The sequence below is a fragment of the Ignatzschineria sp. F8392 genome, assembly GCF_002252045.1.
Lineage (GTDB): Bacteria > Pseudomonadota > Gammaproteobacteria > Cardiobacteriales > Wohlfahrtiimonadaceae > Ignatzschineria.
Genome location: NZ_NEFF01000006.1, coordinates 73,442 through 99,051 on the forward strand (window position 1 = coordinate 73,442; position 25,610 = coordinate 99,051).

The window sequence follows — 25,610 nt, forward strand, 5'->3', positions numbered from 1 at the left end:
ATATAATAATGGTATGCTTATCATTCGTCAATAGCGGTTTTCTTTTATAAGCGCGATCTGCATCTACAAGCACCTTATAAGCAACCATTGATTGTCTCAAGGAGAAGAGAAGATGACAAAAATTTATGAAAGTTTAACCGATCTTATCGGCCATACCCCCCTTTTAGCACTCAATCGCTTTTCAAAATCGAAAGGCATTAAAGCGCCACTCATTGGAAAACTAGAGTATCTCAATCCTGCCGGAAGCGTTAAAGATCGTATCGCTTATGCTATGATCGACACCGCAGAAAAAGCGGGCATCTTGAAACCCGGATCAGTGATTATTGAACCCACCAGCGGAAATACCGGCATTGGACTCGCTTCTGTTGCCGCAGCTAAAGGGTATCGTATCATCTTAACAATGCCGGAAACAATGAGTATTGAGCGTCGCAATCTTCTAAAGGCTTATGGTGCTGAATTGGTGTTAACGGAAGGTGTTAAAGGAATGAAGGGCGCCATTGCCAAAGCAGATGAGCTTGCAGAAGAGATTGAGGGCGGTGTAATCTTAGGGCAATTTGTCAACCCAGCAAATCCACAAGTTCACGAAGAGACAACCGGCCCTGAAATTTGGAACGATACCGATGGCCAAGTCGATATTGTCATTGCCGGTATCGGCACGGGCGGAACAATCACCGGTCTTGGACGCTATCTTAAAAAGCAGAATCCCGCGATTCAAGTGATTGCCGTAGAACCAGAATCTTCTCCTGTTCTCTCTAAAGGGGAAGCAGGTCCTCATAAAATCCAAGGTATTGGTGCCGGCTTTATCCCTGAAACTCTCGATACCGCAATCTATGATGAGGTGATCACAATCTCCGATAGCGGTGCTTTTGAATTAGCAAAAGAGGTCGCCGCGACAGAAGGTCTATTGATCGGAATTTCAGCAAGTGCCGCTATTAAAGCAGCGGTAGAAGTCGCAAATCGCCCAGAAAATGAGGGTAAAAAGATTGTAGTGATTCTTCCCGATAGCGGTGAAAAATATCTTTCAACACCGCTCTTTGAAAAGGAATAATCATCCCCATATTAGAATCACGGTATTTTATTCCTCCTTTAAATACCTACTTACTTTCGCCTAGTCAGATGACTAGGCTTTTTTTATTTCAAAAATTATTTCAGAAATTGTTTCAAAAAAGCAGTTATACAATCAGAAAATCAGCAGAGCCGCGGGAACGGACGACCGCACTCTTTTCGCCTCTGCATGCCCGAAGAATGGCATTTTCAATGCCGAAAAGTGATATCGATATAGTACCGTAGTACCGACTGTTAATAACAACCATTAATAAATGGCTATTACCGGCGATAGGAAATCGCCAATTGCCGGCACGCAATTGATGAAAGTGCGCGATAGTCAGATCCGGCAATCGTTCAGCCCTGTTCTTTCAAAAAATAAGATGATCAGCAGAGCCGCGAGAGTCGACTATTTCATACTTATTGCGGAAAAAGGATAGAGATCTGCAAACCTGATAACTGATCATCTCGCGCTGAAAAATGGATCTCCCCATGATGCGCTAAGACGATCTTCTCTACAATATGGAGACCTAAACCAAATCCCCGACGCGATCGATCCGCTCTATGAAAACGCGCCTTTAACTCAGCTATCTGCGCAGATGGAATGCCGGCACCCCGATCACGAATCACCAGACGAATGCCACCAGCCTCATGCTTTGCTACAATCTCGCTATACGCCCCTTCTGCCGCATAAAAACGAATATTATCGAGAAGATTTTTAAGGAGAAGATAGAGTAGACTCGCATCCCCCCGCATCTTTAACTCAACGGGGATATCCACCCGTAAAGGATGGGGAAATTGAGGCTGATACTCCATTAATAAGGGCTCAATCACCTCCTGTAGTAGATCGAACTCCCGAACATTTTCAAAGTGAAGCTGATAACTTGCACGCGAAAATTGGAGTAATCGTTCAATAGTGACTAAGAGATCATCGATTCGATTGAGCAGTAACTCTCGCTCCGGCAGAGCCTCCATCAACTCTAAGGTTAAACGCATACCGGCAAGGGGCGTTCGCAACTCATGGGCAACATCTGCCGTAAACGCCTTCTCATACTCAATCCGTTGCCCAATATTGTGCAATAATTGATTCACCTTCAAGACCATCATCTCCACCTCTTTTGAGGGACTCGGCAATAAGATCGGCGTTAAATTGAGCGAGCTTCGAAGTGCTAACTCCTCACTCAACCGCTCAAAAGGAATTAAGAGACGCTGCGTAACATAGCGAATCGACAAAAAAGCGCCGATCAAAATCAGAATAATAAAGAGCGTCAGCGCAATGAGGATCTCTTTTGCTTCATGCCGCATCGCACTCACCTTCTCTGCATCACTCAATACTTGATCTGTTAAGATATCGATCTGCTCACTAATCTCATAAGCGATCAAGGCAATAATGATGATGCCTGATATCAGAATAATCCCGGTTAAAGCTAAGAGTAACCGTCGCTGAATACCCATCGTTTCGTCCCTTACTTGCTGACATTCTGATGCTGTTGTGTCTGATCGATCTCATCGATCAACTGATAACCAAAACCACGAACTGTCTCTATACGCTCTTTACCGATCTTCTGCCGTAATCGATGAATGTAGACCTCTAAGGTATTCGATCCCAATTGATCTTGCCAAGAGTAGAGATCTTGCTGTAAAAACTCTCGAGCAACAACCTGCCCATATTTGAGTAGAAGACGGGAGAGAATCAGATACTCACGAACGGTAAGTTCGAGCAATTTCCCCTTAAGATGAATCTCTTTCTGGTTCAGGTCAAGCGCAAAATCAGCAATCTCTAACTGATTATTAGCAACACCACAGTGACGCCGAATAATCGCTCGTAAACGGGCATAGAGCTCGGCAATTGCAAAAGGTTTTAATAGATAATCATCCGCACCGGCATCTAACCCCATCACCCGATCATCCACCGTATCTCGCGCCGTAATAATGAGTACCGGCACACTATTTTCCGCCTGCCGAAGATAGGAGAGAAGTCTTAACCCATCACCATCAGGAAGCCCAAGATCTAATAAAACCGCACTATAGTGACTATTCTCAACCGTTAAAAAAGCGATCGCTTCCTTCACTGTCTCCGCAGAGTCAACCACATAATCCTCTTGAATAAGCGCTCGCTCTAAGCCTCTTCTTAAAAGAAGATCATCTTCCACGATCAATAATTTCATAATGTTTGACACGCCTTAAATAAATTCATCGATTCATCATAGACCGCACTCTCTACCGAGAGCAAGCCGAGAAGTGAGTGGAAGAGATTATCTTGAGATAGTGCCGCCTCCTCAGCCATTTGCAAGAGGCAACTCTCTGATAATTTTCGGTTTTGATAAAAATCGGGATCTGCCCAAAAGATCATCGGCACCTGCTTTTGCTCTTCAGGGGCAATCGCATAAGGTGCGCCATGCAGATAGAAGCGATTCTCACCCAACGACTCACCATGATCTGAAATATAGAGCATTGCAGTCTCATACTCGCCGGAGAAACGCTTTAAAAGCCCAATCGTCTCTGCTAAAACATAATCGGTATAGAGAATCGTATTATCATAGACATTCGCTAACGCCTCTTGATCACAAGTTTCGATCTTATTAGTATCACAACTTGGAGTAAATTGACGAAACGCTTCAGGGTAGCGCTGATAATAGGTAGGGCCATGACTTCCATTCATATGAAGGACTATCACAAGATTCTCATTTTGTGGATCAATCTTCGCCGCGGCACTCTTTTCAGCAATATAATCCGCCAAGCCTGTTAAGAGATATTGATCATAATAGAAACCGGTGATCGACTTTGGCTGATCGAGATACTCCTCTACATATTGCGTCGGCACCCGATCACATACCCCTTTACAACCATTATCATTCTCCCGCCATAAAACCTGATAGCCAACACGTTGTAAAATATCGAGTAAATTATCCTCTTTACTCGCGCGCACCTTATCGAAGGTCTCTCGCGTTAAACGGGAGAACATACAAGGAACAGAGATCGCCGTCGCCGTCCCACAAGAGGAGACCGATTTAAAACTCACTAAGTTCTGCTCTTGAGCTAAGCGTGGATTCGTCTCCTTTTCATAACCATTAAGAGAGAAGTTTTTACTCCGCGCAGTCTCGCCAACAACCAGGATAAAGAGACGCTTCTTCTCTCCGAGCCCATCTTGATTGAGATAAGCATCTTCTCCGATCTGCTGATAAGGGAGATTATCTGCATAAAGCTTACGAGTATAAGAGAGTCCACTCGAGATATAACTAAAAGGCATTGTAAGCTTCAAAAGCGGACGGTTATTGCGAAAATAGGAGGCATAATCTTTATAAAAGAGTGTCGCAACGCCCAATAGTAGAAGCAGTGATCCCACAATTAAGAGAAGTCGCTGTAGTAGCGAAAAGCCTATTTTTGTCTGACGAATGGGGATCTTCATCACGATCAAAAGCGGCAGACCCACGCCGATCAAGAGCCAAAGAAAGAGCTTCAATGTGATTAAATTCACCACTTCGCCGCTATTAGTCTCAATAATATTGATGAGCATATCTCGATCCATATAGATCTGATAGTAGTAGGAGTAGTAGTTAAAGAGTGTCGAAAGAAAAAAGAGCAATGCGACAACGGGTAGCCGTAACTTCCCCCATAAAAGTAGAGTAAAGAGAATAATCGAAAGCAACCACAGCGTGATAAAAAGCGAGATGAAAAAGAGATAACTCCAACCAGAATCAAAGAGAAAGCTCTCACTAACACCGCGCCAAAAGACAATATTTTGCGTTAAAGTAGAGAGCAGTGCGATCAAGATGATCCCCATAAAGAGAGGGATGCCACGATGATGACTTCGCACAACTCCATCTATTTTGGTAGCTGATCGCTCTTCTGCCTTGATGCCACCAATATTCCCGATACTCATAAAAAAACTCCTCTAATAGTGAGGGAATGAGTATAGAAATTGAAGCTTAATAAAACATTAAAAAGGAATTAAACGACAAGTAAACGAAAGATAAACAGAGAATACATAAAGAAAAATAGAGGTGGAAAATAGAGATAGAAAAGTGCGTGCAAAAAAATGGGGCGAAAATCAAATGATCTCTGCCCCCGCAACCATGATTCTAATGATCTAGTCGAGTCTCTCATAAGAACTCTCCTATGACCTCTCTTCCTCTTACGATCTTCTCTGCGATTGCTTACGCTCTATCACCCCTGATATTGATGAATAATCGCCAAAATACCATTAATCACAAATTGCACACCCATACAGACAAGAAGGAAGCCCATCAATCGCGAGATCGCCTCAATCCCTTTCTCCCCTAATACGCGCATAATGGTCGATGCACTACGAAGGCCGATCCAGAGAAGCGCTGCAATCAATACCCCTACAATCGGAGGGGCTACCAAATAGACAAACTCAGAGATATGGCTACTTGTATGGAAGGTAGAGCCAGTGCTGATCACTAAAGCGATGGTGCCAGGTCCTGCCGTTGCCGGCATCGCTAGTGGCACAAAACTGATGCTACTACTCTTACCTGCTGACTCTACCGTTTCATCACTCTGTTTAGCTGGAGGGAAGAGCATCATAAAGCCGATAAAGGCAACAATCATACCGCCGGCAATCTGCAAGCCGGGGATCGAAATTCCAAACACACTCATAATAAAGTGCCCAAGATACCAAGTAGTCAGAAGAATCACTAAAGTATAAAAAGCACTCTGAGAAGCGGTCTTCTTCCGCTCTTCAATCGACATTCGACTCGATAACCCAAGGTACATCGCAATAGCGGTGAGGGGATTTGCAAGAGGAAGTAGCATCATTACCCCAATAGAGACCACTTTGATCAACTCAATCATATAACTCCTTCATACTCTTTAAAAAAATCGATCAGAAAATTTGATCTAACGCTCTTTAATCTGCCTCAAGGATACCATCTCGCTCCTGAAGAAAAGAAAAAGTTATGCTTAAATAGATGCTTAAATTATTAGCGAAAATAGTTTTTATCACAAATTTTCCCGCTGCTGTTAAGAAGTTGTCATCTACTCTCCCTATAATTTGCGCATCCCAAACTTCAAATAAGGAGAAACAAATGAAAACTCACAGCGAGAGACAAATCCGACGCCATCAATGGTTAACACTCCTGCTACTTCAGACAGCATTAAGTATCCCACTCTCTCTTCAAGCGGCAGAAAATAGCACAACCCCAAGGGAGGAGATAATGCAGAAACAAGATTCCCATTCAAATGTTCATTCAAGCGCTATCCATTTTCAAAAGGTGGATAATTTTCGTGATGTCGCCGGCAATCTTCAGCCTTATCAAAATAATCATGGTGAAACACTCCAACAGGGGCGACTCTATCGCACCAATGCCCTTCTTCTCTCCCCGGAAGAAGCAGAAAAATTGGCATCGCTCAATATCACCCATATCTACGATCTTCGCACTCCCGGCGAGATTGCCCTCCATCCCGATAGTGAGATTCCCGGCTCAACATGGCACAACATCAATCTATTAGGTTGGGATGATATCGAACCTGTCCGTGTGGGCTTTACCCAAAAACCAGAGATCACAATTGCCGGCGCTGAAGAGATCTATCTCAACTTTGTGAATGATCCAATAACACGCGCACAGATCGGCACGCTCTTAACATCAATTGCCCAAAATGAAGGAAATCAGCTCTTTCACTGCTCTGGTGGCAAGGATCGCACCGGTTGGGTTTCTGCCCTCTTACAATATATTGCCGGCGTACCACAAGAGACTATTGTTGCGGATTTTCTCGCATCGAATGAGTACTCTCGCGGATCTATCACCCAAAGTTTCAATAAGATGGCAAATGAAAAGGGCGTTGCCGCTGCGATCGCCTTCTCCCCTTTCTTGGGCGTTCAAGATGATTGGCTCTTGATGGCTTTTTCTGAAGCAGAGAACCAATATGGCTCCATCGATAACTATCTTCTCGAAGGCTTAGCCATCACGCCGGAAACACAAACAGCTTTGAGAAATAGACTCTTAATGCCATAGTTCAAAGATAAGAAGAGCGCTCAAGTTTCCTCTCAAGATGCGAATTTTTCGCGCTCTACCTCTTTAGGCTAATAGTGCTTCTATTAGCCTCTTTCTATAATAACGGGGGAATTTTTAACATTTAACTGTGCTAGATATTTTAGATCAAGGATTGATCCATCATCTATGCACACGACCTATTATAGAAAGGGAACTAAGATGAATTTATTAAAGAGAGCACTAACCGTTACACTCCTCTCGCTTCTAAGCATTACCGCTTTTGCCGCTGAGTCGATCTTTGTCTACTCTGGCGCGGGTTTAAAAAAGCCGATGGAGGAGATTGCGACACTCTTTGAAAAGGAGCATGATGCCACGGTTGAATTTAACTTTGCCGGCTCTGGGCAGCTTCTTGCACAATTAGAGACAACGCGCAAAGGCGATGCATTTATTGTAGGATCTGATGCAACCTATCTTGTGGCCCATAAAAAAGGTTTAGTAGGCGATGCTTACGCGATTTCACATCACACTCCGGCGATTGTGGTACTTAAAGGAAACCCGAAAGGGATTGAGGTTTTAGAAGATCTCGCGAAGCCAGGGATGAAGATTATTTTAGGAGATGCAAAAGCCAATGCGATCGGAAAGACCGCGCAAAATATCCTTCAGAAAAATCAGCTCGAGAAGATCAATGAAAATGTCGTCTCAACTGCAAATACAATCAATGAGATGGTCATGCAGATGGCACTTGGAAATGCTGATGCCACAATTGCGACCGTTGATGCCGTCTTTATGAATGATAATGTTGAAGTGATCGCAATCGATCCTGCCAAAAATATCGATCAGATCGTGACCGGCGCGGTAATCACATCGAGCAAACAGCCACAATTAGCAAAAGCTTTTATGGATCTTGCCGCTTCTAATGAAGGAAAAGCGATCTTTGCTAAATATGGTTTCGCACCGGTAGAAGAGATGCCGGTAGAAGAGATCTCTGTTGAGATTACATCAGAAGCGGATCAACCCGAATCGACCCAAAACTAATCCCCATCACGCTAATCGACCGATCACACTAGAAAGATTGAGATTATGGAAAAAATCATGATGAGATCGATAGGATCACCATTGTGCGACAGCTAATTTTCTATCTCATCGTCGCACTGATCACCCTCTTTATCGCAGCACCACTCTTTATGCTCGTTAAAGAGGGTTTTATTCAATTGCCTACGGCCTTAAAATCGCGCGAAGTGCAATTTGCTATCAAGATGAGTCTGATGACATCGATCACCTCAACTTTGATCTGCCTGCTACTTGCCGGACCTGTGGCCTATTTTCTCTCCCGCTCCTCACTGCGGCACTTCTTAATGCCGATTCTCTACCTCCCCTTAGCACTGCCCCATATTGTCTCTGGCGTTGCGCTTTTGCTTTTCTTCGGTTTTATGGGGATCGGAACCTGGCTCGATGAGTGGTTTAATCTCTCCTTTATCTTTACTAAAGAGGGGATTATTTTAGCGCAAGTTTTTGTTAATCTTCCCTTTGCGATTCGTCTTATTGTTTTAGGTTTAGCAAATTTAAATGAGAAGCAGCTCTTTGTCGCAAGAACCTTAGGTGCATCAAGATGGCAATGTTTTCGCTATGTCACGCTACCTCTTTTAAAACCGACCCTTCTCTCAGTCATTGTGCTGACCTGGTCGCGGGCATTAGGGGAGTTTGGAGCGGTCATGATGGTTGCCGGTTCTACACGCCTTAAGACAGAGATTCTCCCTACCTCTATTATGCTCAATATCTCCACCGGCGATCTCGACCTTGCGCTTGCGATTGCTCTGATATTGATGATTATCTCGCTCCTCTGCTCTACTATCTTTGAGTATCTTCTAAAATCGAAATATGTTCACCATTAATCATCTTCATCTCGCGCTCTTTCAATTTGCGCTTCACGATATCTCCCTGACGCTAAAAAAGGGAGATTACTGTATTCTCCTAGGGCGCTCAGGCTCGGGAAAGACACTCTTATTAGAGTCGATCGCCGGCCGTTATCCACAAGCAACCGGGGAGATCATCTTCAAGCAACAACGGATCGATCAATTGCCGCCGGAGAAGCGCAATATCGGCTTTGTCTATCAACACTATGAACTATTCGCCCATCTCTCAGTGTGGGAGAATATCGCCTTCCCTCTCAAAATGCGGGGCAAATCACCAGAAGAGAGTGCAAAATTGATCGATGAGATCTTAACGCTCTTAGGGATCACTTATCTTAAAAATCATGGCGTAGAAACCTTAAGTGGTGGTGAAAAGCAGCGAGTCGCCCTTGCAAGAGCCTTAATCGCCGAACCCAATATTCTACTGCTCGATGAACCGACTAGCGCACTCGATTATGTAACGCGCCACGAAATGCGCGATGTGCTAAAAATGATCCATCAGCGATATGCGCCGATCATCCTCCACGTCACCCACGATATTAGCGAAGCCCTCGCACTCGCCACCCATATCGGCATTATGAAAAATGGGGAGCTGAAACATTATCTTCCCACTGATCAACTCAATAGGGAGAGTGCTAAACGGGAATTGTTTGAGATTTTGAAGTAGTTGAAAATATCAGCGTAAACCTACCGTTAAGCGCACTATTCATAGCTAGAGACTTTTTCGGTTAATTGTTTTTTAAATTCACCGGGAGGTAAATTTCCCAGTGATTCATAGGGTCTTAAGTTACTCTAAAACTCTCATGACTCCAGAGGCAGGGTGAGGTATGGAAAGTAATCCTTGACATACCAAATATTAAGTCGCTTCTCTGCATCGTTCCGGCATTACAGCTTTCCCAATAAATCCTTAATTGCCGCATTTTCTAAATGCTAACTCTACATACATTTTTTGAGCTTGGCATTTTTAACTTCAATTTCCCGTAATCGCTTCAAATCAGAGACTTCTAAGCTTCATACTTACTTTTCCACTGATAGCACACAGCACTGCTAATGCCATGTTCTCGGCAGATATCAGTCACTTTAACGTCCTTTTCTGCCAGCTTTAAAATGTTTACGATTTATTTTTCTGTAAATTTTGATCGTTTCATGATTTCCTCTATCTTAAATAATGATGACAGAAATCTCTAGTTTTTGCTGGTGCCTTTTTAGGGTAAGTTTACGCTTTGCCATCTTCCCCTCAATCATCCCAAAAGGGTATTAGAGCGCCTCATCCGCCCGCTGACAAGCAATATTTTGATCCCCTAGCGGCGTAAGATCCTCCCGAAGTGTTATGATGGCAAGCGGGATGCTCTGTTACTTCGTCCCTCAATATTCTCCCGCCCCAACCTCTGCACTCAACTCGATAAAAGGAGATCGATATGGGCCTCAATCATCAATTAGAACAGCTCTACCGAGCCCATTTAGGGTCCCTCTCTACGGCAATTATAGAGCGGAAGATCAACTGCACTTCCCCCTTGCTGATTCAGGTCGATGAGTCGCGCTGGCAAGCAGATACCTTTAAAGTGATGATTTTTGGTCAGGAGGTTCGAGGTTGGAAATTGGATTCCTATCAGGCAGTTGAGCAGCAGTTAGCTAATGGCGGCATAGAGCGCTATCTCGAGGAGCTATTGGCGGCCTACTCCCGCTACTTCTACCATAAAGAGAGTCAAAAGGCGCGCTCCCGCTCCATCTTTATGAAGGCCTTCTCCCGCATTAAGAAAGTATTAAAGCAACAGCCCTCCCTTCAGGGGAGAAAGATCCACCTTCTTTGGAATAATATCAATAAGATCGCCCGCGATAAGCGGCGCTCGGGGATGACTCAAACCTTGCGAGATCTTGAGGCGCAACACTTTCTAATCGCCGAGCAGGAGATTGAGATCTTAAAGCCCGATCTTATCCTCTTTTTAACGGGCCCCTCACGAGTTCGCGATATTAAGAGCCACTTTAAAGGAGTCGAGGTTAAGCGCAAAGGCCTGTCCAATCCCAAAAAGAAGCGGCCGCGAAATATGTGGTATGCTCAGTTGCAACATCCCATCTTAGGCCGATCGCTCATCCTCTACCATCCACGCTATTATGCCGGCTTTACAAATCACTATTTAAAAGAGACCCTCTCTGAGCTGCTCTCTTAAGAGAACAAAGAGCCCTCGCCAGGGCTTACTCATAAAACCTTAATCCAATCTATCAAAGAAGCGGTTGCAGCCGATGCTCTGCCCCCATTAATCTCGGCTAAACATATTGATCACCAATCCAAAACTGATCATAATAAAAAAGTAGAGGATCATCAGATAGATCCCTAAATAGGCGAATATCGGCAATAAGGTAAATTGCAATGCTGTGCCGATCGTACCATAAAGCCAATCCGTCTCCTTATAATTCACTATTGCCGCGAAAAGATACAAAATAATAGCGAGGCCCATCACCACAAGACCATTCAAAGTCTCCCGATTAACCTCTAACCCTAAAAATTCACTTCCCGTCCCGGTCAATGATGATTGATACCATTTCAATCCACCATAAAATATAGCCGCACCAATTCCCAAAAATCCCGTCGCACCCACGGTCAAAAACTGGTAACCAAACTTATCTTCACAATGTTGATTAAAGAGATAGATCGCCCCCATAAAGAGCAAGATTCCTGAAATTACACCTAAAACAATTAATACCGTCATTATATTTTTACAAGTATGCTTTAAATAAATTAAAAATTGATTAACTAAAATTTCACAATTAAATATCTTATTTTATCTATCTAAAAATTCAACAATGAAATAGCACAAGTGCCTTTTAGCCAAAACGAAAAGGCATAGCAACCCTATCAAAAAATAACATTATTACCAACTTGCTATTTTTTTCAAAAAAGAGGTTAAAGACCCACAACCAAATGCCTCTTTATAATGGACTCCTCTATCTTTAAATGCTTGACCTATTAGGTTTTTATCCAACAACTCCCCATCTTTTCCATCGTGACTATATTTTTTGATAACTTCTCGCACTTCTTTAAGTTCACTTTTAGGTAATTTACAAGCAATATGGAGTATATTTTTTTGTCGATCCAGTCTAAATAGAGCTATCGCTTCAATCAATTCTGATAATTTGGAATAACCGTAGTTTCGGGCATCAAATTCAGGATCAATTTTATTAATATAAGATCCTACAACGCCTAAGGAGACCCATCCTGTATCTTGATCATGTTCTTTAATAGCATTACGAATCAACTTCAATAATGATAAATCTGACCTAAGAGAGATTTGATCCCAGACCTCTTTTTGACCTGTCTGAACCGAATTATTTTCACTATCTACGGGGCTCACAATACACTTAGTTGATGCTTCATCTCTAACCAGCAAATTATCAATAAATATATATTTATCACACGATCTACGAAATGCTTCTGGCGCTGACTGTTTACCAATCCCATAGACTTGAATACCATTTTTACGAATACGAGAAACTAGGCCAGTAAAATCACTATCGCTCGAAACAATACAAAATATATCAAATTGCTGACTATGTAATAGATCCATAGCATCGATCACCATCGCAATATCTGTCGCATTTTTACTAGGGGTATAAGCAAACTGCTGAACGGCCACTAATCCATGACTCAAACATTTCTCTTTCCAACTTTTAAGTGCTGGGGAACTCCAATCACCATAGACTTGCTTAACGTAAGCTGTCCCATATTTGGCAACCTCTTCTAAAATAGCTCCCATCAATGTGTGAGACGTATTATCTGCATCGATTAATACAACAATATTTGGAGAATGCGCTGTCATAAATATGTTTAATCCCTTATATGAATACAACTCTTATTCTCCTAGTAAATAGAAGATAAAGTTAAGTGAATTTTAAAGACAACAAAAAAACCCTTGCAACTCAAAGAGTTAAACAAGGGCTTTGACATATCTGGCGGAGGTGGTGGGATTCGAACTCACGAACGGTTTAACCCGTTGCCGGTTTTCAAGACCGGTGCCTTCAACCACTCGGCCACACCTCCATTTATGTAAGAGTGCTATTATAATGAAAACTTTAAACTCTGCAACTATTTTTCAAAAAAGTGGCTTAGGTTATAAAGAGCCTCATAACGCGAGCAAGGTTGAGTAAGGTTTTTCGTTGCCTATATAAGATCAAGAACAGATCAAGAACAGATCAAGAACGAAATCTCATAAAAAAATAAAAAGTATTGTGCACTCGCCTCTTTAATTGCAGTAAAGCCATTAATGCAAAATAAAGATTGACAATCTTTAGGATCCCCCCTCTTGCCGAACAAGAGAAAATCGCCGAACTGCTCTCCACTGCGGATCAGGAAATTGAGTTACTCCAAGAGAACCTCGAATACCTCAAAGCTGAGAAAATAGCATTGATGCAACAACTCCTCACCGGCAAATGCCGAGTGAAGGTAACGTAAGATGGTAAGAGCTGCCAAAGGGCCGCTCTTTTTCCCAAGATCGATCTTCTTATAGCGATAGCATCAGAGCCTATATATCCATATCCTCTAAGCGCCCATGCTTCTCATATTGGGAAATTTTATGGACTCTATTATTCTCATCTACAAAGACCACTTGCGGCTTATGCTCTTTTAGCTCTTCTTCACTATAGCCGGAATAAGCCATAATAATGACCTTATCCCCCACCTCAACACAGCGAGCAGCGGCGCCATTTAAGCAGATCACACCGCTATCTCTCGGCCCGGCAATGGTGTAGGTCTCAAATCGCTGACCATTATCGATATCCACAATCTGAACCTTTTGGTACTCCCTGATTCCTGAAGCTTCTAAGAGCGCTTCATCGATTGTAATACTGCCTACATAATTTAACTCTGCTTGTGTAACCGTTGCCCTATGTATCTTTGCTTGTAACATTTCTAAAATCATAATTTCCCTTTCTCTCTTTTTAATATAAAACAGGCACCCTATATTTAGGTAGGTATCTTAGATAAGTATCTTTTGAATGATCTGTTATATATTTGAAATAAAATAAATAGAGTAGCGCAAAATACCATGGCTAAAAGAGATCATTCCCTCAATCTTCTCCACCTAATATTGTGAACATTATCTTTTTTAGATTAAAGAATTTAAGACGTAAAAAAGACCCGTACCCTCTCATAACACCGCTAATTATACAATCAGAAGTTCGAGAGCACGAGTCTATACAAAAATACAGTACATAAAAAAAATAAATTTTAAACTTTTAGTAAGTTTCCTAAAAGACTCATCCCGATAAAATTGTGACTTAGCCGACTATCTCTTTGTTTAGGAGTCATTATCATAGGATTGTTTTCAAGATAAATAATAATTGAGAGAAAAGAACAAGAGAAATATTGTGCCAAAATTATAAAGAGACCATAGCACAGCTCTCAAGTCTGCGGCAGACCGTACAACAAGATGCCGGCGAGAAGATTAAAAATGAAACCGATATTATCAAAACCGATAAAGCAGCGATCGATTTTGTAATCATTTTCATCTAAAAAAAATGGGGATAAAACAGTCCCCATGAGTATTTATTATCAATATTCTAAAAAGTATCCATATTATTAGATCATCTCCTTTCTACTTATCACCAAAACTGAGGGATTTCCCTTTTGTCTCCTTAATTAACGAGATTGAAACAATAGAGATCAAACTCGCACAGACAAGATAGATCGATATCGGCACCGAGCTATGAAAGTGATCTAGTAACGCTAATGAGATAAGTGGCGCCCATGAGCCTGCTAATATTGGTGCAATCTGATAGCAGAGCGAAAGTGCTGTATAACGCACATGGGTTGGGAATAACTCGGTCATTAAAGCGGAGTATGGAGAGTAGGTCATCGATTGGAAGAAGAGTCCGATAATAATCGCTAACATAATAATGCCATCATGCCCGGTATCCATCATTGGGAATGCGAAGAATCCCCACGTTGCCGTTAAAATGGCACCGATCATAAAAATAGGTTTTCGCCCATAAACATCGCTTAAATGCCCCATCAGCGGGATAAAGAAGACATGAATAAGATGCGCACCAAACATCATCACCAAGATCTCTGTTGTATCTTTATGGACGACTAACTTGAGATAACTGATCGAGAAAGTTACCACCATGTAATAGAGAATATTCTCAACAAAACGAGTTCCAATACCGGCTGCAATCGCTTTTTTATGATATTTCAATACCTCGACAATACCGAGTTGTTTCTCTGCCTTTAATGCTTGCTGTCGCTGAGCCTCTTTAAATACCGGGGCATCATCAACACTTTTACGAATCCATAAACCGATCAAGACCACAACAGCGGAGAACCAGAAGGCAACGCGCCAACCCCAATCTAAAAATTGCTCTTGGGTTAATAATGTAGATAAGAGCAGAAGAATAATGGTCGCCACAAGGTTTCCTAAAGGAACGCCTGCTTGAGGCCAACTTGCCCAGAAACCTCTTCGATCCGGAGGACTATGCTCAGAGACTAAAATCACGGCACCGCCCCACTCACCACCAAAAGCAAAACCTTGAATTAAACGGAGAGATACAAGTAATACCGGCGCCCAATAGCCAATGCTATCAAACCCTGGGATTGTCCCCATCAAAAAGGTGGTAATCCCCACCATGATCAGACTAATTTGCAGGAGCTTTTTCCGCCCATACTTATCCCCAAAGTGCCCAAATACAATGCCTCCAAGTGGTCGAGCTAAAAAGCCGACTGCATAGAGGGCAAATGCAGCTAATATTCCATCAATCGCATTCCCTGTCTGTTTAAAAAATACCTGACCAAATACTAAAGCGGATGCCGTACCATAGAGAAAAAATTCATACCATTCCGCCACGGAGCCCACGGTTGATGCCGCGACCGCTAGCTTCAACTCTTTTGAAGCCTTCTTTTTTGCCATATCTATCTCCTTATTATCTTTATTATTATTTTCAATGTGGATACTTTTTAATCTCACATCTCTATCTAGAGTCTAAGATTTAGCATTTTTATTCTTGATGAAAAAAGCGGTAAAAGATGCTGATTTTGGCATAGGAGCAGATAGAAAAAATAACTTTGTTGAGTAGATAAATAGGTGTATTACATCTTAAAAATGACCCTATTCTACCTATATTTTTTGCTATAAAAAAAACAAATAATAGCAACCCATTGATTAAAAATGTTATTTTCTAACATCCTTATATTTTTGATGCGCAATCGATATTTTTGGCTATAAAATAAGATCCCTTTTTTAGATGTGAAAGATTATAAGTCGTTAGTGATTATCATCTATAGGAAAAAGATCGCTACTACTTCACTTCAGAAACATCATCACACTATTGCAAAACAGACATTGAAAAATAGATATCAGATAATGAAAAATAGAGCTTTAACTTATCTCTCATTAGCCGCCACTTTCTCTTTACTCCTAAGTGCTTGTGGCACATTTCCACAACAATCTTATGGGATCTATAATGCGCCGATGCCATCAACCGAGATCTCATTCCCTACGGAAGAGCGGACAATTACAATCTACGATACGCCGGCAATCATTATGCCTACAGGTAATTATGGGGAAGTACATACAACCAAATCGAGTAAAACCTCCGGCGATAGTCAAACTCAAACAGAAGGGGGATGCATCACCAATGAATCTCACGATTTTCACACAAATGGGGTCAGTACTACGCGCAAAAGCAACTGCAATAGTAGCTCTCAAACACGGAGTAATAGCAAGACACGCTCTACATCAAGTAGCGTAGGTTTTAATGTCGGCGGCCCCGTCGGTGCCGCATTGGGCATGATTCGTCAAATGGAGGAGATCAACAATATCCAAGAACAGAATGCCAATGAGATGTTTAAAGCTTTTGGATTTTAAAGTTATAGATTTAAAATTATAGACTTAGAGTTAAGAAAGTACCTTTTCGATAATATCATTTCAAATATTAACTAATCTTGGGTCATCCGCAATGAATCATTTCAGAGGATGATCCTAGCCAATGATTTATTGCAGATATAAAAAACCCTTAGCATTCGCTAAGGGTTTCTAATATGGCGGAGGCGGTGGGATTCGAACTCACGAACGGTTTAACCCGTTGCCGGTTTTCAAGACCGGTGCCTTCAACCACTCGGCCACGCCTCCATAGGTAAGAATGGATATTATAATGCAAAGTTGTTACTTCGCAACCTATTTTTCATTCTTACAGATACTTTGACTGCTATTTAATCAATTGTAACAATTCGTAAGCAGTTCGTTCCACCTTGCTGGAAATTGAAAGAACCGAAGGTGACTAAAATACGATCCCCTGGTTCAACTGCATTTTCCGCTTTTAAGACACTCACCACTTGACGTTGAATCTCATCATCGGGAGAAGGTTTAAAATCATAGAAAATTGGGGTTACACCACGGCAAATCGTCAAACGTCCACATGTATCTTGATTACGGGTAATACCATAGATCGGTAGATCAGTTGTAATACGACTCATCAAGAGTGCCGTAGTCCCTGTCTCTGTTAAACATGCTACCGCTTTGATATCGAAGTGATTCGCTAAAACGATTGATGACATGGCAATCGCCTCATCAGTGCGCTCAAACTTAAATGGCTCTTCACGTAATGAGTAACCGCCTTGTAGCCCCTGAGCATATTCAACCTCACTCTCGGCACCACGACAGATCTCTGACATTGCACGCACCGTTCTTACAGGATATTTTCCAACCGCTGTTTCAGCAGAGAGCATCACTGCATCTGTCCCATCGAGTACTGAGTTTGCAACGTCCATAACTTCCGCTCGCGTCGGCGATTGATGCTCAATCATCGATTCCATCATCTGTGTTGCAGTAATCACGGCTTTGTCGAGCTGACGAGCACGTTTAATAAAACGTTTTTGCACACCGACAAGTTTCGCATCCCCAATCTCAACCCCAAGGTCACCACGGGCAATCATAATGGCATCAGAAGCTTCAATAATCTCATCAATGTTCTCTAATGCTTCTGTTCGCTCAATCTTTGCCACAATCCCCGCTTTGGAATTAGCAGCTTTTAAAAGCTCACGCGCTTCTAAGATATCAGCTGCAGTTTTAGGGAAAGAGACGGCAATAAAGTCGGTATTAAAGCCAGCTGCACAGATCAGATCTTCCTTATCTTTCTCTGTTAATGCCGCAGCAGAGAGACCGCCCCCTTTTAAGTTAACCCCTTTTCGGTTTGAAAGAGGGCCTGCAACAACTACTTTTGTCTGAATCTCTGTCTCTGTCACACCGGTTACATCCACAATGATATTGCCATCATCTAAGAGGAGTGTATCGCCAATTTTGACATCATTGACCAACTCTTTATAAGCGATACCAACACGCTCATTATTGCCGGCATCTTCATCTAATTGGGTATCGAGTACAAAGACCTGTCCCTCTTCGAGCTCAACCTTCCCTTCAACAAAATTCTCAATACGAATTTTAGGTCCTTGAAGATCCGATAAGATCCCCACACGAACACCTAATTTATCAGCGATTTCTCGTACCGCTTCGGCTCGTGCCTTATGTTCTTCATGCTCACCATGAGAGAAGTTGAGACGAACAATGTTAACCCCTGCTTTAATAATTCCCTCAAGAACTCCAGGTTTATCCGTTGCAGGACCTAATGTAGCTACAATTTTGGTACGGCGCATCTTAATGACTCCTCTTATGACCATAAAAAACAGATTGATACAGGGAGAGACTCCCTAATAAAAGTATACCGCTAATTAGATCACTTCGCTCAAGAAATCGGGAGAAAAGCATCATCATCCGCTCCTTTACGTTATAATGAAGCTAAAATTAGTCGTTAAATTTGCAAAAGTATCTTCAAAACCTTAATAAACAACACAACTAGCAGGTGAAATATAGAGGCAATAGCTGAACTGATCATCAGTTCGAATTAATCGCCCCCGTTTCACCCTTCTTACATCTTCGAGCAGAAGCTTATCATTAGAGTATATAGAGCATTATGACAAATAAAATATTTAATGAAGCCCTCATCGCGAAATACGATAAAGCGGGTCCTCGCTACACCTCTTACCCTACTGCGGTTCAATTTACCGAAGAGTTTGGGAGCAAAGAGTATCAACAGGCGGCAGCTGAATCTAATGCTAGAAAAAATCCGCTCTCTCTCTACTTCCATATCCCCTTTTGTGCAACAATCTGTTTCTACTGCGGATGTAATAAGATTATCACCAATAATCGTAAGCGCTCACAACCCTATCTCGATCGTCTCTTTAAGGAGATGGAGATGCAAGGAGAGCTCTTTAGTAATCGTGCACCCGTAAAACAACTCCATTGGGGCGGTGGTACACCGACATTCCTCTCTCACGATGAGATGCGTTCACTGATGGAGAAGACTAGAGAAAAGTTTAATCTTCTCTCTGATGATGAAGCAGAGATCTCCATTGAAGTGGATCCTCGTGAAGCTGATGCTGATACCGTTCGCTTCTTGCGCTCTATCGGTTTTAATCGCTTAAGTATGGGAGTACAAGATTTTGATGAGAAGGTTCAGGTCGCGGTCAACCGTATTCAACCGAAAGAGATTACGATAGAAACTTTAACCGCCGCACGCGAGTCAGGTTTTAATTCAATCTCTCTCGATCTCATCTATGGATTACCTTTCCAAACGGTCGATAGTTTCAATCGGACACTCGAAGAGGTGATTGAACTTTCACCCGATAGACTCTCTGTCTTCAACTATGCCCACATGCCGCATCTCTTTAAGACACAAAAGCAGATGAATCCTGAAGATATGCCCTCGCCCCAAGAGAAATTACTCATCTTAAAACAGGTGATTGAGCGCTTAACGGATGCAGGATATGTCTATATCGGTATGGATCACTTTGCCAAACCAACTGATCAATTAGCCATTGCCCAAAAAGAGGGGTTACTCTACCGTAACTTCCAAGGTTACAGTACCCATTCAGATTGTGATCTTGTTGGAATGGGTATCTCTTCGATCTCTCAAATTGGAGATATCTATGCGCAAAATGCCAAAATTATGCCGCAATATGAAGCAATGATCGATCGTGGTGAGCTTCCTATTATGCGTGGAGTAAAACTGACGAAAGATGATCTGATTCGTCGCCATGTGATTACAGAGATTATGTGTAACCTTAAACTAGATCTCGATAAGGTCAGTGAAGATTTAGGTATTGATGCACGAGAATACTTCAAAGATGATCTTCCTGAACTCAATGCAATGCAGGAAGATGGGCTAATTATTATCGACAATGATCGCTACTATGTACAGGATGCAGGTCGTCTCTTAATCCGTAACATCGGAATGGTTTTTGATGCTTATCTTCGTAAAAATGATAATCGTTTCTCAAGAGTTATCTAAAATAGTACAAAACATTCCTCAATAGAGGAATAAAAATAAAAATCATTTAGAGTCAATAACTTAAATAATATTTAATCGGGCGTTAGTTTCTCTCTAGTTGAGAAGTTAACGCCCGATTTTTATTTCTGAGTTGCTATAAAAAAAGAGCTGTGATAGTTTTAAGCTATCCACTCTAGGAGAACAAATGTGCGCATAGAGATCCAAAAAGGACGGAGTCGCACAAGTAGGAGGCGGTATATAGGTGGTTAGCAAGGGGTGTGGGGGGTCGATAAACGATTCTCCCACCGCTCTGCTAACTCTCAATATCGCTCTCTTCAAGTAATCGAAATACTTACATATCAACTTGCTATCTAGAAAGGAGACCATATCGAATGACGTAAGAGTGATATTGGCATCTCCCCCTCACTCCCTGCATAGGCGCTTGAGGAAAAATAAGAGACGTTAGCAAGAATGTAAAAAGCCACCGCTTTACTCAAAATGTACTAGCAGTTATCAATAGTCACTAATAGTCCTTGTTGAGGAGTAGAGCAGAAGAGTTATGGCTTGAAACGATTACAAAGAGGAGACACTCCTCTAAAACGTAGTAAACCCAAATTGTTCCTTTACAGATTTCAGATAATTAATGGCAGAGATTAGATCAATGATCTAAGACTCACCTTTAATGGATCATGGAGTACTGATAAAAGCAGAGATTAAGATTGAGATATTAAAAAAATTGAAAGATTAAAAGATTAAAAGATTAAAAAAATAGAGAGATAAAGGATTAACAACGTTGATCAATATGCAATTGAAGTTTGATCAATACTTAGAACATCATTAGAACGCTATTAGAACAAACACTCAATTTTACGAATCACTATCTTAGATAAATCAATCCATTGATAAATCAGATAGCAAAAACAGATGGATAAAGGTGGAGCACAACTTTAAGAAGATCGATCGAAGATTTCACCATTTTTATTACCTGTTTAATCTTTTATTTTTAATTCAGTTTTTCGTTTTTATTTCGGTTTTATTTCAGTTTTATTTCGATTTCAGTTTGCAGTAACTTTTTTAATACCATCACTATCTAAAATACGAGGAGGATATTATGTCCAATTCAAATCAGGAGAATACGCAACGCGATTATGATGCAATGACAATCGCGATTAGCAAAAATCCTAAATTCTATGACGTTGTCAGAAGAAAGCAGACCTTTAGCTTAACGCTGCTCGCACTCACTTTAGGACTCTATATCCTATTGATGTTAGCGGTAGCATTTGCGCCAAACCTAGTTGGTATGCCGATCTCTAAAGATTCGGTAACAACTTGGGGGATTCCAGCAGGTTTCTTCCTTATTATCTGGACAACTATTTTAACGGCACTCTATATCAGCCGTACTAATAAAGTCTATGACCCGATGACTGAAAACTTAATTAAGGAGGCGGCAGATGAAACGCTTAAATAGATCATTAACCGCAAGCGCGATTCTCTTATCGCCGCTTCTAACGAGTGCATTTGCACAGCAGGCAGGTGAGAAGAACTGGACTGCTATCATTATGTTCTTTGTCTTTGTTATTGCAACGCTCTGGATCACCTTCTGGGCTGCGAACAAGACAAAGTCTGCCTCTGACTTCTACACCGCAGGGGGTGGACTCTCAGGATTCCAAAATGGATTAGCAATCGCCGGGGATTACCTCTCATCAGCATCTTTCCTTGGAATCTCGGCAATGGTATTTACCTCAGGATATGATGGTTTGATCTACTCCTTTGGATTCTTTATCGGCTGGCCGGTGATTCTCTTCCTTATGGCAGAGAGATTCCGTAACCTAGGTCGCTTTACCTTTGCTGACGTTACGGCATATCGCCTTAAACAGCGTCCTATCCGTATTCTTGCAGCTTTCTCAACAATGGCAATCGTTCTCCTCTATCTCATTGCGCAGATGGTGGGTGCCGGTAAGTTAATTGAGTTACTCTTTGGTTTAAGCTACGGTTTTGCGGTAATGATCGTTGGTGTCTTAATGGTGATGTATGTTCTCTTTGGAGGAATGCTTGCAACCACTTGGGTACAGATGATCAAAGCGGTATTGATTCTCTTTGGTGCAACTGTTATGTCTGTTGTTGTTCTCTACTGGTCTGGATTTGACCTTGGAACACTCTTTAAACATGCTGTTGAAAAGAGTCCAAATGGTATTGATATTATGAAGCCAGGTCTTCAATTCCCTAATCCTATTGATGCTATCTCATTAGGAATCGGTCTTATGTTTGGTACCGCAGGGCTTCCTCATATCTTAATGCGCTTTTTCACCGTTAAAGATGCAAAAGAAGCACGTAAATCTGTTCTCTATGCGACAACCTTTATCGGTTACTTCTATCTTTTAATGTTTATCATCGGCTTTGGTGCAATCGTCTATGTTATGGGTGTTCCTGAGTATATGAGTGGTGACTCCTTAATTGGTGGAAATAACATGGCGGCAATCCATCTTTCACATGCGGTAGGTGGTAACCTCTTCTTAGGATTTATGTCTGCTGTTACCTTTGCGACCTTAGTTGCAGTTGTCGCGGGATTGACCTTATCGGGTGCATCAGCAATTAGCCATGATATCTATGCAAATGTCATCATGAAGGGTAAACCTGTAATGAAGACTGAGTTGAAGATCTCTCGCTATACCACGATTGCATTAGGTATTATCGCAATCTTATTAGGGATCCTCTTTGAGAACCAAAACGTTGCTTTCGTCGTAGGGCTTGCATTCTCAATCGGAGCTTCAGCAAACTTCCCTCTCCTATTCCTTTCTATGTATTGGAAGAAACTTTCAACGCGTGGAGCTGTTATCGGGGGTGCTGCAGGTTTAGCATCAGCGGTGATCATCATTATCTTAGGTCCTGAAGTTTGGGGTAAAGTCTTAGGAAATGGCGATGGCATTATTCCTTACAACAACCCTGCACTCTTCTCTATTCCAATTGCCTTTATTGTCACAATGATCGTATCGATTAATGATAATTCTGCAGAGGCAAAAGCAGAAAGAGCAGTTTTCAGTACACAATATGTTCGTTCACAAGTGGGCGGAGAAGGTATTGCTGAAGCAATTCAACAGTATCGTCAAGTAAACCACCCTGATTTTAATAAAAAATTATAACAATAAGAACTCTCTAGTAAAGGAGTCATCTTGCGAGTAAAATAGAATTCGTTCGACCTTACTCGACTCTCATAGAAGCACTTCGAAAGAGGTGCTTTTTTTTATCTCATTTATAAACAACAGGAAGAGGACTGATGTCTACAGATACAAAACCGACCGCCGACATAATCGAGCCTACAGAGATGAATCGGATCGATCCTAACTCTATTCTGATTCGCCCCTTAAGTCGCCCTGAAGATTTCCACTCTCTTATTCAGATTTGGTTAGATGCCTCTATTGAGGCTCATCACTTTATTCCAGAATCTTACTGGCGCTCTAAAGCGAAGGATGTCTGCAATATTTATCTCCCTGCTGCAGATACCTACATGGCGATTATTGAGCGTGAAATTGTCGGGTTTTATGCCTACTATCAACATCGATTAGCGGCACTATTTGTTGAGCCTAAAATGCAACATCGAGGCATTGGTTCAATCCTACTTGAAGATGCTAAAAATCGATTCTCTCCTCTAGAAGCGCGAGTCTATAAGAGAAATAGTGATGCCGTTCAATTTTATCTTCACCATGGTTTTTTAATCCAAAAAGAGGAGATAGATACTGAAACTAAAGAACCGGAACTGATCATTACCTATAATCCTAGGGATTGAGGAATTAAATCGGGCAAATACCCCTTTTCGGCTCATTTTTTCGTACAATAGAGAAGAATTTTTAGAAGAGGATTAAGTATGACATATTATATTGGAGCACATGTCAGTGCTGCCGGAGGCGTTCAAAATAGCGTCAAAAATGCTCATGAAATTGGTGCAAATGCTTTTGCCCTTTTTACAAAAAATAATCGCCGCTGGGAAGGTCCCCCACTCAAAAAAGGGGATATCGACAACTATAAACGTTTTCTAGAAGTCTACCACTACTCACCTAAACATATATTGCCCCATGCGAGTTACCTGATTAATCCGGGGCACCATGATCCTGAGCAACTTGAAAAGTCACGAAATGCTCTCTTAGATGAATTCCAACGTTGTGAACAATTAGGAATTGAGCTCATTAACTTTCATCCTGGAAGTCATCTTAATAAGATGAGCGAGAAGGAGTGTTTAGCCACTATCGCCGAGTCGATCAATATCATCCTCGATCAAACAACGGGGGTTACAGCTGTAATTGAGAATACGGCAGGACAAGGAACAAACTTAGGTTTTGATTTTGAACATATTGCTCAAATTATTGAAGGTATCGAGGATAAGAGTCGAGTCGGCGTCTGTATCGATACATGCCATGCCTTTGCCGCAGGCTATGAGCTTCGTACTGAAGAAGGATGTGATGAGACCTTCACTCAGTTTGATAAAATTATTGGTTTCGATTATCTAAGAGCACTCCACCTCAATGATTCAAAAGGAGCCTTTGCAAGCCGTGTTGACCGACATCATAGTTTAGGCCAAGGAGAGATAGGAGAAATCCCTTTCCGCTATATCATGCAAGATGATCGCTTTCGTAATATGCCACTCATTTTAGAAACCATCGAGCCGGCAATCTGGAAAGAAGAGATTGCATGGTTAAGATCATTGGAAAAATAGATCAAAGTGCTACGAAAAAGTCTCTAAATAAAATTCGTTAACTATAATGCATTCACTTCAAAACCTACATCGGATCATTCCCATGTAGGTTTTTTTACTACCTACACAAAGCAAGGCACTCATCAAAGAGCATCAAAGATACCGACCGGCGTGCACACACCGGCAAAAATAACGATACAGTCGGCTCCCACCGATCCACAGATCTTCTTAAGAATCATCAAAATGATTCATTAAAACAACAGAAGCTGATGAGTTGCCGGGAATCACTATCACGCTCTTCTCCAAGTTGCGTGCCGGCAAGGGGCATCGAAGATGCTAAACTGCGGGCATGCAAAGTTAGAAGAATGAAATAGTCGGTTCCCGCAGCTCCACGAATTTTCTTAAGAATCATAAAGATGATTAGTTGAAATAACAGAGGCTAATGAGTTGCCGGGTCTTACGATCGCGTTCTTCCAGAAATCTCGTGCCGGCAAATATCGCTACATTAACAATTAATCATACTGAAAAAAAATGGACTGACGAGTTGCCGGGTCTTACTATCGCGTTCTTCCCCAAATTGCGTGCCGGCAAGGGACATCGAAGATGCCGATCGGCGGGCATGCACTGGTTAAAAGAATGAAATAGTGGGTTCCCGCAGCTCCAGGAGCTTTCTTAAGGAGAAAATATCCTGGATTGTTGGTAGCA

24 protein-coding genes, 2 tRNA genes and 1 pseudogene are annotated in these 25,610 nt (G+C 41.8%); 14 read left to right on the forward strand and 13 right to left on the reverse strand.

The features are described 5' to 3' along the window. The first annotated feature begins 112 nt into the window (after window positions 1-112). Entirely contained in the window at window positions 113-1,048 is a 936-nt protein-coding gene (cysK, locus tag B9T19_RS09235; protein WP_094568347.1) for a cysteine synthase A, read from the forward strand. Between the two features lie 416 nt (window positions 1,049-1,464). On the opposite strand, the gene B9T19_RS09240 is transcribed toward cysK, so the two are convergent. The 4 genes from B9T19_RS09240 to B9T19_RS09255 form a co-directional block, all read right to left on the reverse strand. Continuing rightward, on the reverse strand, window positions 1,465-2,499 hold the full coding sequence (locus tag B9T19_RS09240) for an ATP-binding protein (protein ID WP_094568348.1): 1,035 nt from the start codon (window positions 2,497-2,499) through the stop codon (window positions 1,465-1,467). Between the two features lie 11 nt (window positions 2,500-2,510). After that, window positions 2,511-3,212, reverse strand: a complete 702-nt coding sequence (locus B9T19_RS09245) for a response regulator (RefSeq protein ID WP_094568349.1) — start codon at window positions 3,210-3,212, stop codon at window positions 2,511-2,513. After that, window positions 3,209-4,927 carry a phosphoethanolamine transferase gene (locus B9T19_RS09250; RefSeq protein ID WP_094568350.1) on the reverse strand — a complete coding sequence of 573 codons (1,719 nt, stop codon included), beginning with the start codon at window positions 4,925-4,927 and terminating at the stop codon, window positions 3,209-3,211. The genes B9T19_RS09245 and B9T19_RS09250 overlap by 4 nt, the downstream gene beginning before the upstream one ends. A 284-nt stretch (window positions 4,928-5,211) precedes the next feature. Then, complete coding sequence (locus B9T19_RS09255) at window positions 5,212-5,859, reverse strand: MarC family NAAT transporter (RefSeq protein ID WP_094568351.1); 648 nt, start codon at window positions 5,857-5,859, stop codon at window positions 5,212-5,214. 233 nt (window positions 5,860-6,092) lie between these two features. On the opposite strand from B9T19_RS09255, the gene B9T19_RS09260 reads away from it, so the two are divergent. The 4 genes from B9T19_RS09260 (at window position 6,093) to B9T19_RS09275 (ending at window position 9,575) form a co-directional block, all read left to right on the forward strand. Continuing rightward, a complete protein-coding gene (locus B9T19_RS09260; RefSeq protein WP_158214394.1) occupies window positions 6,093-7,019 on the forward strand; it encodes a tyrosine-protein phosphatase in 927 nt (308 codons plus the stop codon). A gap of 198 nt (window positions 7,020-7,217) precedes the next feature. Then, on the forward strand, window positions 7,218-8,033 hold the full coding sequence (gene modA / locus B9T19_RS09265; RefSeq protein ID WP_094568353.1) for a molybdate ABC transporter substrate-binding protein: 816 nt from the start codon (window positions 7,218-7,220) through the stop codon (window positions 8,031-8,033). An 83-nt stretch (window positions 8,034-8,116) separates the two neighbouring features. Further along, window positions 8,117-8,890, forward strand: coding sequence for an ABC transporter permease (locus B9T19_RS09270; protein ID WP_233146840.1), 774 nt, complete (start codon window positions 8,117-8,119; stop codon window positions 8,888-8,890). Further along, on the forward strand, window positions 8,877-9,575 hold the full coding sequence (locus B9T19_RS09275) for an ABC transporter ATP-binding protein (RefSeq protein WP_094568354.1): 699 nt from the start codon (window positions 8,877-8,879) through the stop codon (window positions 9,573-9,575). The genes B9T19_RS09270 and B9T19_RS09275 overlap by 14 nt, the downstream gene beginning before the upstream one ends. A 337-nt stretch (window positions 9,576-9,912) precedes the next feature. Here B9T19_RS09275 and B9T19_RS10950 read toward each other — a convergent pair whose 3' ends face one another. After that, window positions 9,913-10,026 carry a transposase gene (locus tag B9T19_RS10950; RefSeq protein ID WP_094568372.1) on the reverse strand — a complete coding sequence of 38 codons (114 nt, stop codon included), beginning with the start codon at window positions 10,024-10,026 and terminating at the stop codon, window positions 9,913-9,915. A gap of 300 nt (window positions 10,027-10,326) precedes the next feature. Here B9T19_RS10950 and B9T19_RS09285 point away from each other — a divergent pair, with 300 nt between their 5' ends. Further along, a complete protein-coding gene (locus tag B9T19_RS09285) occupies window positions 10,327-11,076 on the forward strand; it encodes a hypothetical protein (RefSeq protein ID WP_094568355.1) in 750 nt (249 codons plus the stop codon). 87 nt (window positions 11,077-11,163) lie between these two features. Here the strand turns inward: B9T19_RS09285 and B9T19_RS09290 are convergent, their stop codons facing one another. From B9T19_RS09290 to B9T19_RS09300, 3 genes are all read right to left on the reverse strand, one after another. Further along, window positions 11,164-11,616 carry a hypothetical protein gene (locus B9T19_RS09290; protein ID WP_094568356.1) on the reverse strand — a complete coding sequence of 151 codons (453 nt, stop codon included), beginning with the start codon at window positions 11,614-11,616 and terminating at the stop codon, window positions 11,164-11,166. Between the two features lie 162 nt (window positions 11,617-11,778). After that, window positions 11,779-12,723 (reverse strand): NYN domain-containing protein, encoded by a 945-nt coding sequence (locus B9T19_RS09295; protein ID WP_094568357.1) that lies wholly within the window; start codon window positions 12,721-12,723, stop codon window positions 11,779-11,781. 131 nt (window positions 12,724-12,854) lie between these two features. Then, window positions 12,855-12,944 (reverse strand) — tRNA-Ser (locus tag B9T19_RS09300). A 252-nt stretch (window positions 12,945-13,196) separates the two neighbouring features. Between B9T19_RS09300 and B9T19_RS09305 the strand changes: the two are divergent. Beyond that, window positions 13,197-13,355 (forward strand): annotated as a pseudogene (locus B9T19_RS09305) (restriction endonuclease subunit S); the annotation flags it as partial. A gap of 70 nt (window positions 13,356-13,425) precedes the next feature. On the opposite strand, the gene panD reads toward B9T19_RS09305, so the two are convergent. After that, window positions 13,426-13,821, reverse strand: a complete 396-nt coding sequence (panD, locus tag B9T19_RS09310) for an aspartate 1-decarboxylase (protein WP_094568359.1) — start codon at window positions 13,819-13,821, stop codon at window positions 13,426-13,428. A 446-nt stretch (window positions 13,822-14,267) separates the two neighbouring features. Here panD and B9T19_RS10640 point away from each other — a divergent pair, with 446 nt between their 5' ends. Beyond that, window positions 14,268-14,414: a hypothetical protein gene (locus tag B9T19_RS10640; RefSeq protein ID WP_157953516.1), complete on the forward strand. Its 147-nt coding sequence runs from the start codon at window positions 14,268-14,270 to the stop codon at window positions 14,412-14,414. 82 nt (window positions 14,415-14,496) lie between these two features. On the opposite strand, the gene abaF is transcribed toward B9T19_RS10640, so the two are convergent. Next, window positions 14,497-15,804, reverse strand: a complete 1,308-nt coding sequence (gene abaF / locus B9T19_RS09315; protein WP_094568360.1) for a fosfomycin efflux MFS transporter AbaF — start codon at window positions 15,802-15,804, stop codon at window positions 14,497-14,499. 453 nt (window positions 15,805-16,257) lie between these two features. On the opposite strand from abaF, the gene B9T19_RS10510 reads away from it, so the two are divergent. Beyond that, a complete protein-coding gene (locus B9T19_RS10510; RefSeq protein WP_143436881.1) occupies window positions 16,258-16,761 on the forward strand; it encodes a hypothetical protein in 504 nt (167 codons plus the stop codon). Window positions 16,762-16,935: 174 nt separating this feature from the next. On the opposite strand, the gene B9T19_RS09325 is transcribed toward B9T19_RS10510, so the two are convergent. Together B9T19_RS09325 and pyk are read right to left on the reverse strand one after the other, a co-directional pair. After that, a tRNA-Ser gene (locus B9T19_RS09325) sits at window positions 16,936-17,025 on the reverse strand. An 80-nt stretch (window positions 17,026-17,105) separates the two neighbouring features. Beyond that, window positions 17,106-18,545 carry a pyruvate kinase gene (pyk, locus tag B9T19_RS09330; RefSeq protein WP_094568361.1) on the reverse strand — a complete coding sequence of 480 codons (1,440 nt, stop codon included), beginning with the start codon at window positions 18,543-18,545 and terminating at the stop codon, window positions 17,106-17,108. A 317-nt stretch (window positions 18,546-18,862) separates the two neighbouring features. Between pyk and hemN the strand changes: the two genes are divergently transcribed. The 5 genes from hemN (at window position 18,863) to nfo (ending at window position 24,926) form a co-directional block, all read left to right on the forward strand. Further along, complete coding sequence (gene hemN, locus B9T19_RS09335; protein WP_094568362.1) at window positions 18,863-20,239, forward strand: oxygen-independent coproporphyrinogen III oxidase; 1,377 nt, start codon at window positions 18,863-18,865, stop codon at window positions 20,237-20,239. A 1,090-nt stretch (window positions 20,240-21,329) separates the two neighbouring features. Then, the gene (locus B9T19_RS09340) at window positions 21,330-21,686 is read left to right on the forward strand and encodes a DUF485 domain-containing protein (protein ID WP_094568363.1); all 357 of its coding nucleotides are present in this window, start codon (window positions 21,330-21,332) and stop codon (window positions 21,684-21,686) included. Further along, window positions 21,670-23,358: a cation acetate symporter gene (locus B9T19_RS09345; protein WP_094568364.1), complete on the forward strand. Its 1,689-nt coding sequence runs from the start codon at window positions 21,670-21,672 to the stop codon at window positions 23,356-23,358. The genes B9T19_RS09340 and B9T19_RS09345 overlap by 17 nt, the downstream gene beginning before the upstream one ends. Before the next feature lie 134 nt (window positions 23,359-23,492). Continuing rightward, window positions 23,493-24,002 carry a GNAT family N-acetyltransferase gene (locus B9T19_RS09350; protein WP_094568365.1) on the forward strand — a complete coding sequence of 170 codons (510 nt, stop codon included), beginning with the start codon at window positions 23,493-23,495 and terminating at the stop codon, window positions 24,000-24,002. A gap of 78 nt (window positions 24,003-24,080) precedes the next feature. Next, entirely contained in the window at window positions 24,081-24,926 is an 846-nt protein-coding gene (gene nfo, locus B9T19_RS09355) for a deoxyribonuclease IV (protein ID WP_094568366.1), read from the forward strand. Window positions 24,927-25,143: 217 nt separating this feature from the next. Here nfo and B9T19_RS10645 read toward each other — a convergent pair whose 3' ends face one another. Then, a complete protein-coding gene (locus B9T19_RS10645) occupies window positions 25,144-25,317 on the reverse strand; it encodes a hypothetical protein (protein ID WP_158214395.1) in 174 nt (57 codons plus the stop codon). Window positions 25,318-25,610 lie beyond the last annotated feature (293 nt).

Bases quoted from the DNA above. Each gene is read 5' to 3' on its own strand.
- abaF (WP_094568360.1), bottom strand. From the start codon at position 15,804: ATGGCAAAAAAGAAGGCTTCAAAAGAGTTGAAGCTAGCGGTCGCGGCA.
- panD (WP_094568359.1), bottom strand. From the start codon at position 13,821: ATGATTTTAGAAATGTTACAAGCAAAGATACATAGGGCAACGGTTACA.
- B9T19_RS09255 (WP_094568351.1), bottom strand. From the start codon at position 5,859: ATGATTGAGTTGATCAAAGTGGTCTCTATTGGGGTAATGATGCTACTT.
- B9T19_RS09260 (WP_158214394.1), top strand. From the start codon at position 6,093: ATGAAAACTCACAGCGAGAGACAAATCCGACGCCATCAATGGTTAACA.
- modA (WP_094568353.1), top strand. From the start codon at position 7,218: ATGAATTTATTAAAGAGAGCACTAACCGTTACACTCCTCTCGCTTCTA.
- B9T19_RS09290 (WP_094568356.1), bottom strand. From the start codon at position 11,616: ATGACGGTATTAATTGTTTTAGGTGTAATTTCAGGAATCTTGCTCTTT.
- B9T19_RS09250 (WP_094568350.1), bottom strand. From the start codon at position 4,927: ATGAGTATCGGGAATATTGGTGGCATCAAGGCAGAAGAGCGATCAGCT.
- cysK (WP_094568347.1), top strand. From the start codon at position 113: ATGACAAAAATTTATGAAAGTTTAACCGATCTTATCGGCCATACCCCC.
- B9T19_RS09295 (WP_094568357.1), bottom strand. From the start codon at position 12,723: ATGACAGCGCATTCTCCAAATATTGTTGTATTAATCGATGCAGATAAT.
- B9T19_RS09240 (WP_094568348.1), bottom strand. From the start codon at position 2,499: ATGGGTATTCAGCGACGGTTACTCTTAGCTTTAACCGGGATTATTCTG.
- B9T19_RS09350 (WP_094568365.1), top strand. From the start codon at position 23,493: ATGTCTACAGATACAAAACCGACCGCCGACATAATCGAGCCTACAGAG.
- B9T19_RS10510 (WP_143436881.1), top strand. From the start codon at position 16,258: ATGAAAAATAGAGCTTTAACTTATCTCTCATTAGCCGCCACTTTCTCT.
- B9T19_RS09275 (WP_094568354.1), top strand. From the start codon at position 8,877: ATGTTCACCATTAATCATCTTCATCTCGCGCTCTTTCAATTTGCGCTT.
- B9T19_RS09285 (WP_094568355.1), top strand. From the start codon at position 10,327: ATGGGCCTCAATCATCAATTAGAACAGCTCTACCGAGCCCATTTAGGG.
- B9T19_RS09340 (WP_094568363.1), top strand. From the start codon at position 21,330: ATGTCCAATTCAAATCAGGAGAATACGCAACGCGATTATGATGCAATG.
- B9T19_RS09245 (WP_094568349.1), bottom strand. From the start codon at position 3,212: ATGAAATTATTGATCGTGGAAGATGATCTTCTTTTAAGAAGAGGCTTA.
- hemN (WP_094568362.1), top strand. From the start codon at position 18,863: ATGACAAATAAAATATTTAATGAAGCCCTCATCGCGAAATACGATAAA.
- B9T19_RS10645 (WP_158214395.1), bottom strand. From the start codon at position 25,317: ATGATTCTTAAGAAAATTCGTGGAGCTGCGGGAACCGACTATTTCATT.
- B9T19_RS09345 (WP_094568364.1), top strand. From the start codon at position 21,670: ATGAAACGCTTAAATAGATCATTAACCGCAAGCGCGATTCTCTTATCG.
- pyk (WP_094568361.1), bottom strand. From the start codon at position 18,545: ATGCGCCGTACCAAAATTGTAGCTACATTAGGTCCTGCAACGGATAAA.
- nfo (WP_094568366.1), top strand. From the start codon at position 24,081: ATGACATATTATATTGGAGCACATGTCAGTGCTGCCGGAGGCGTTCAA.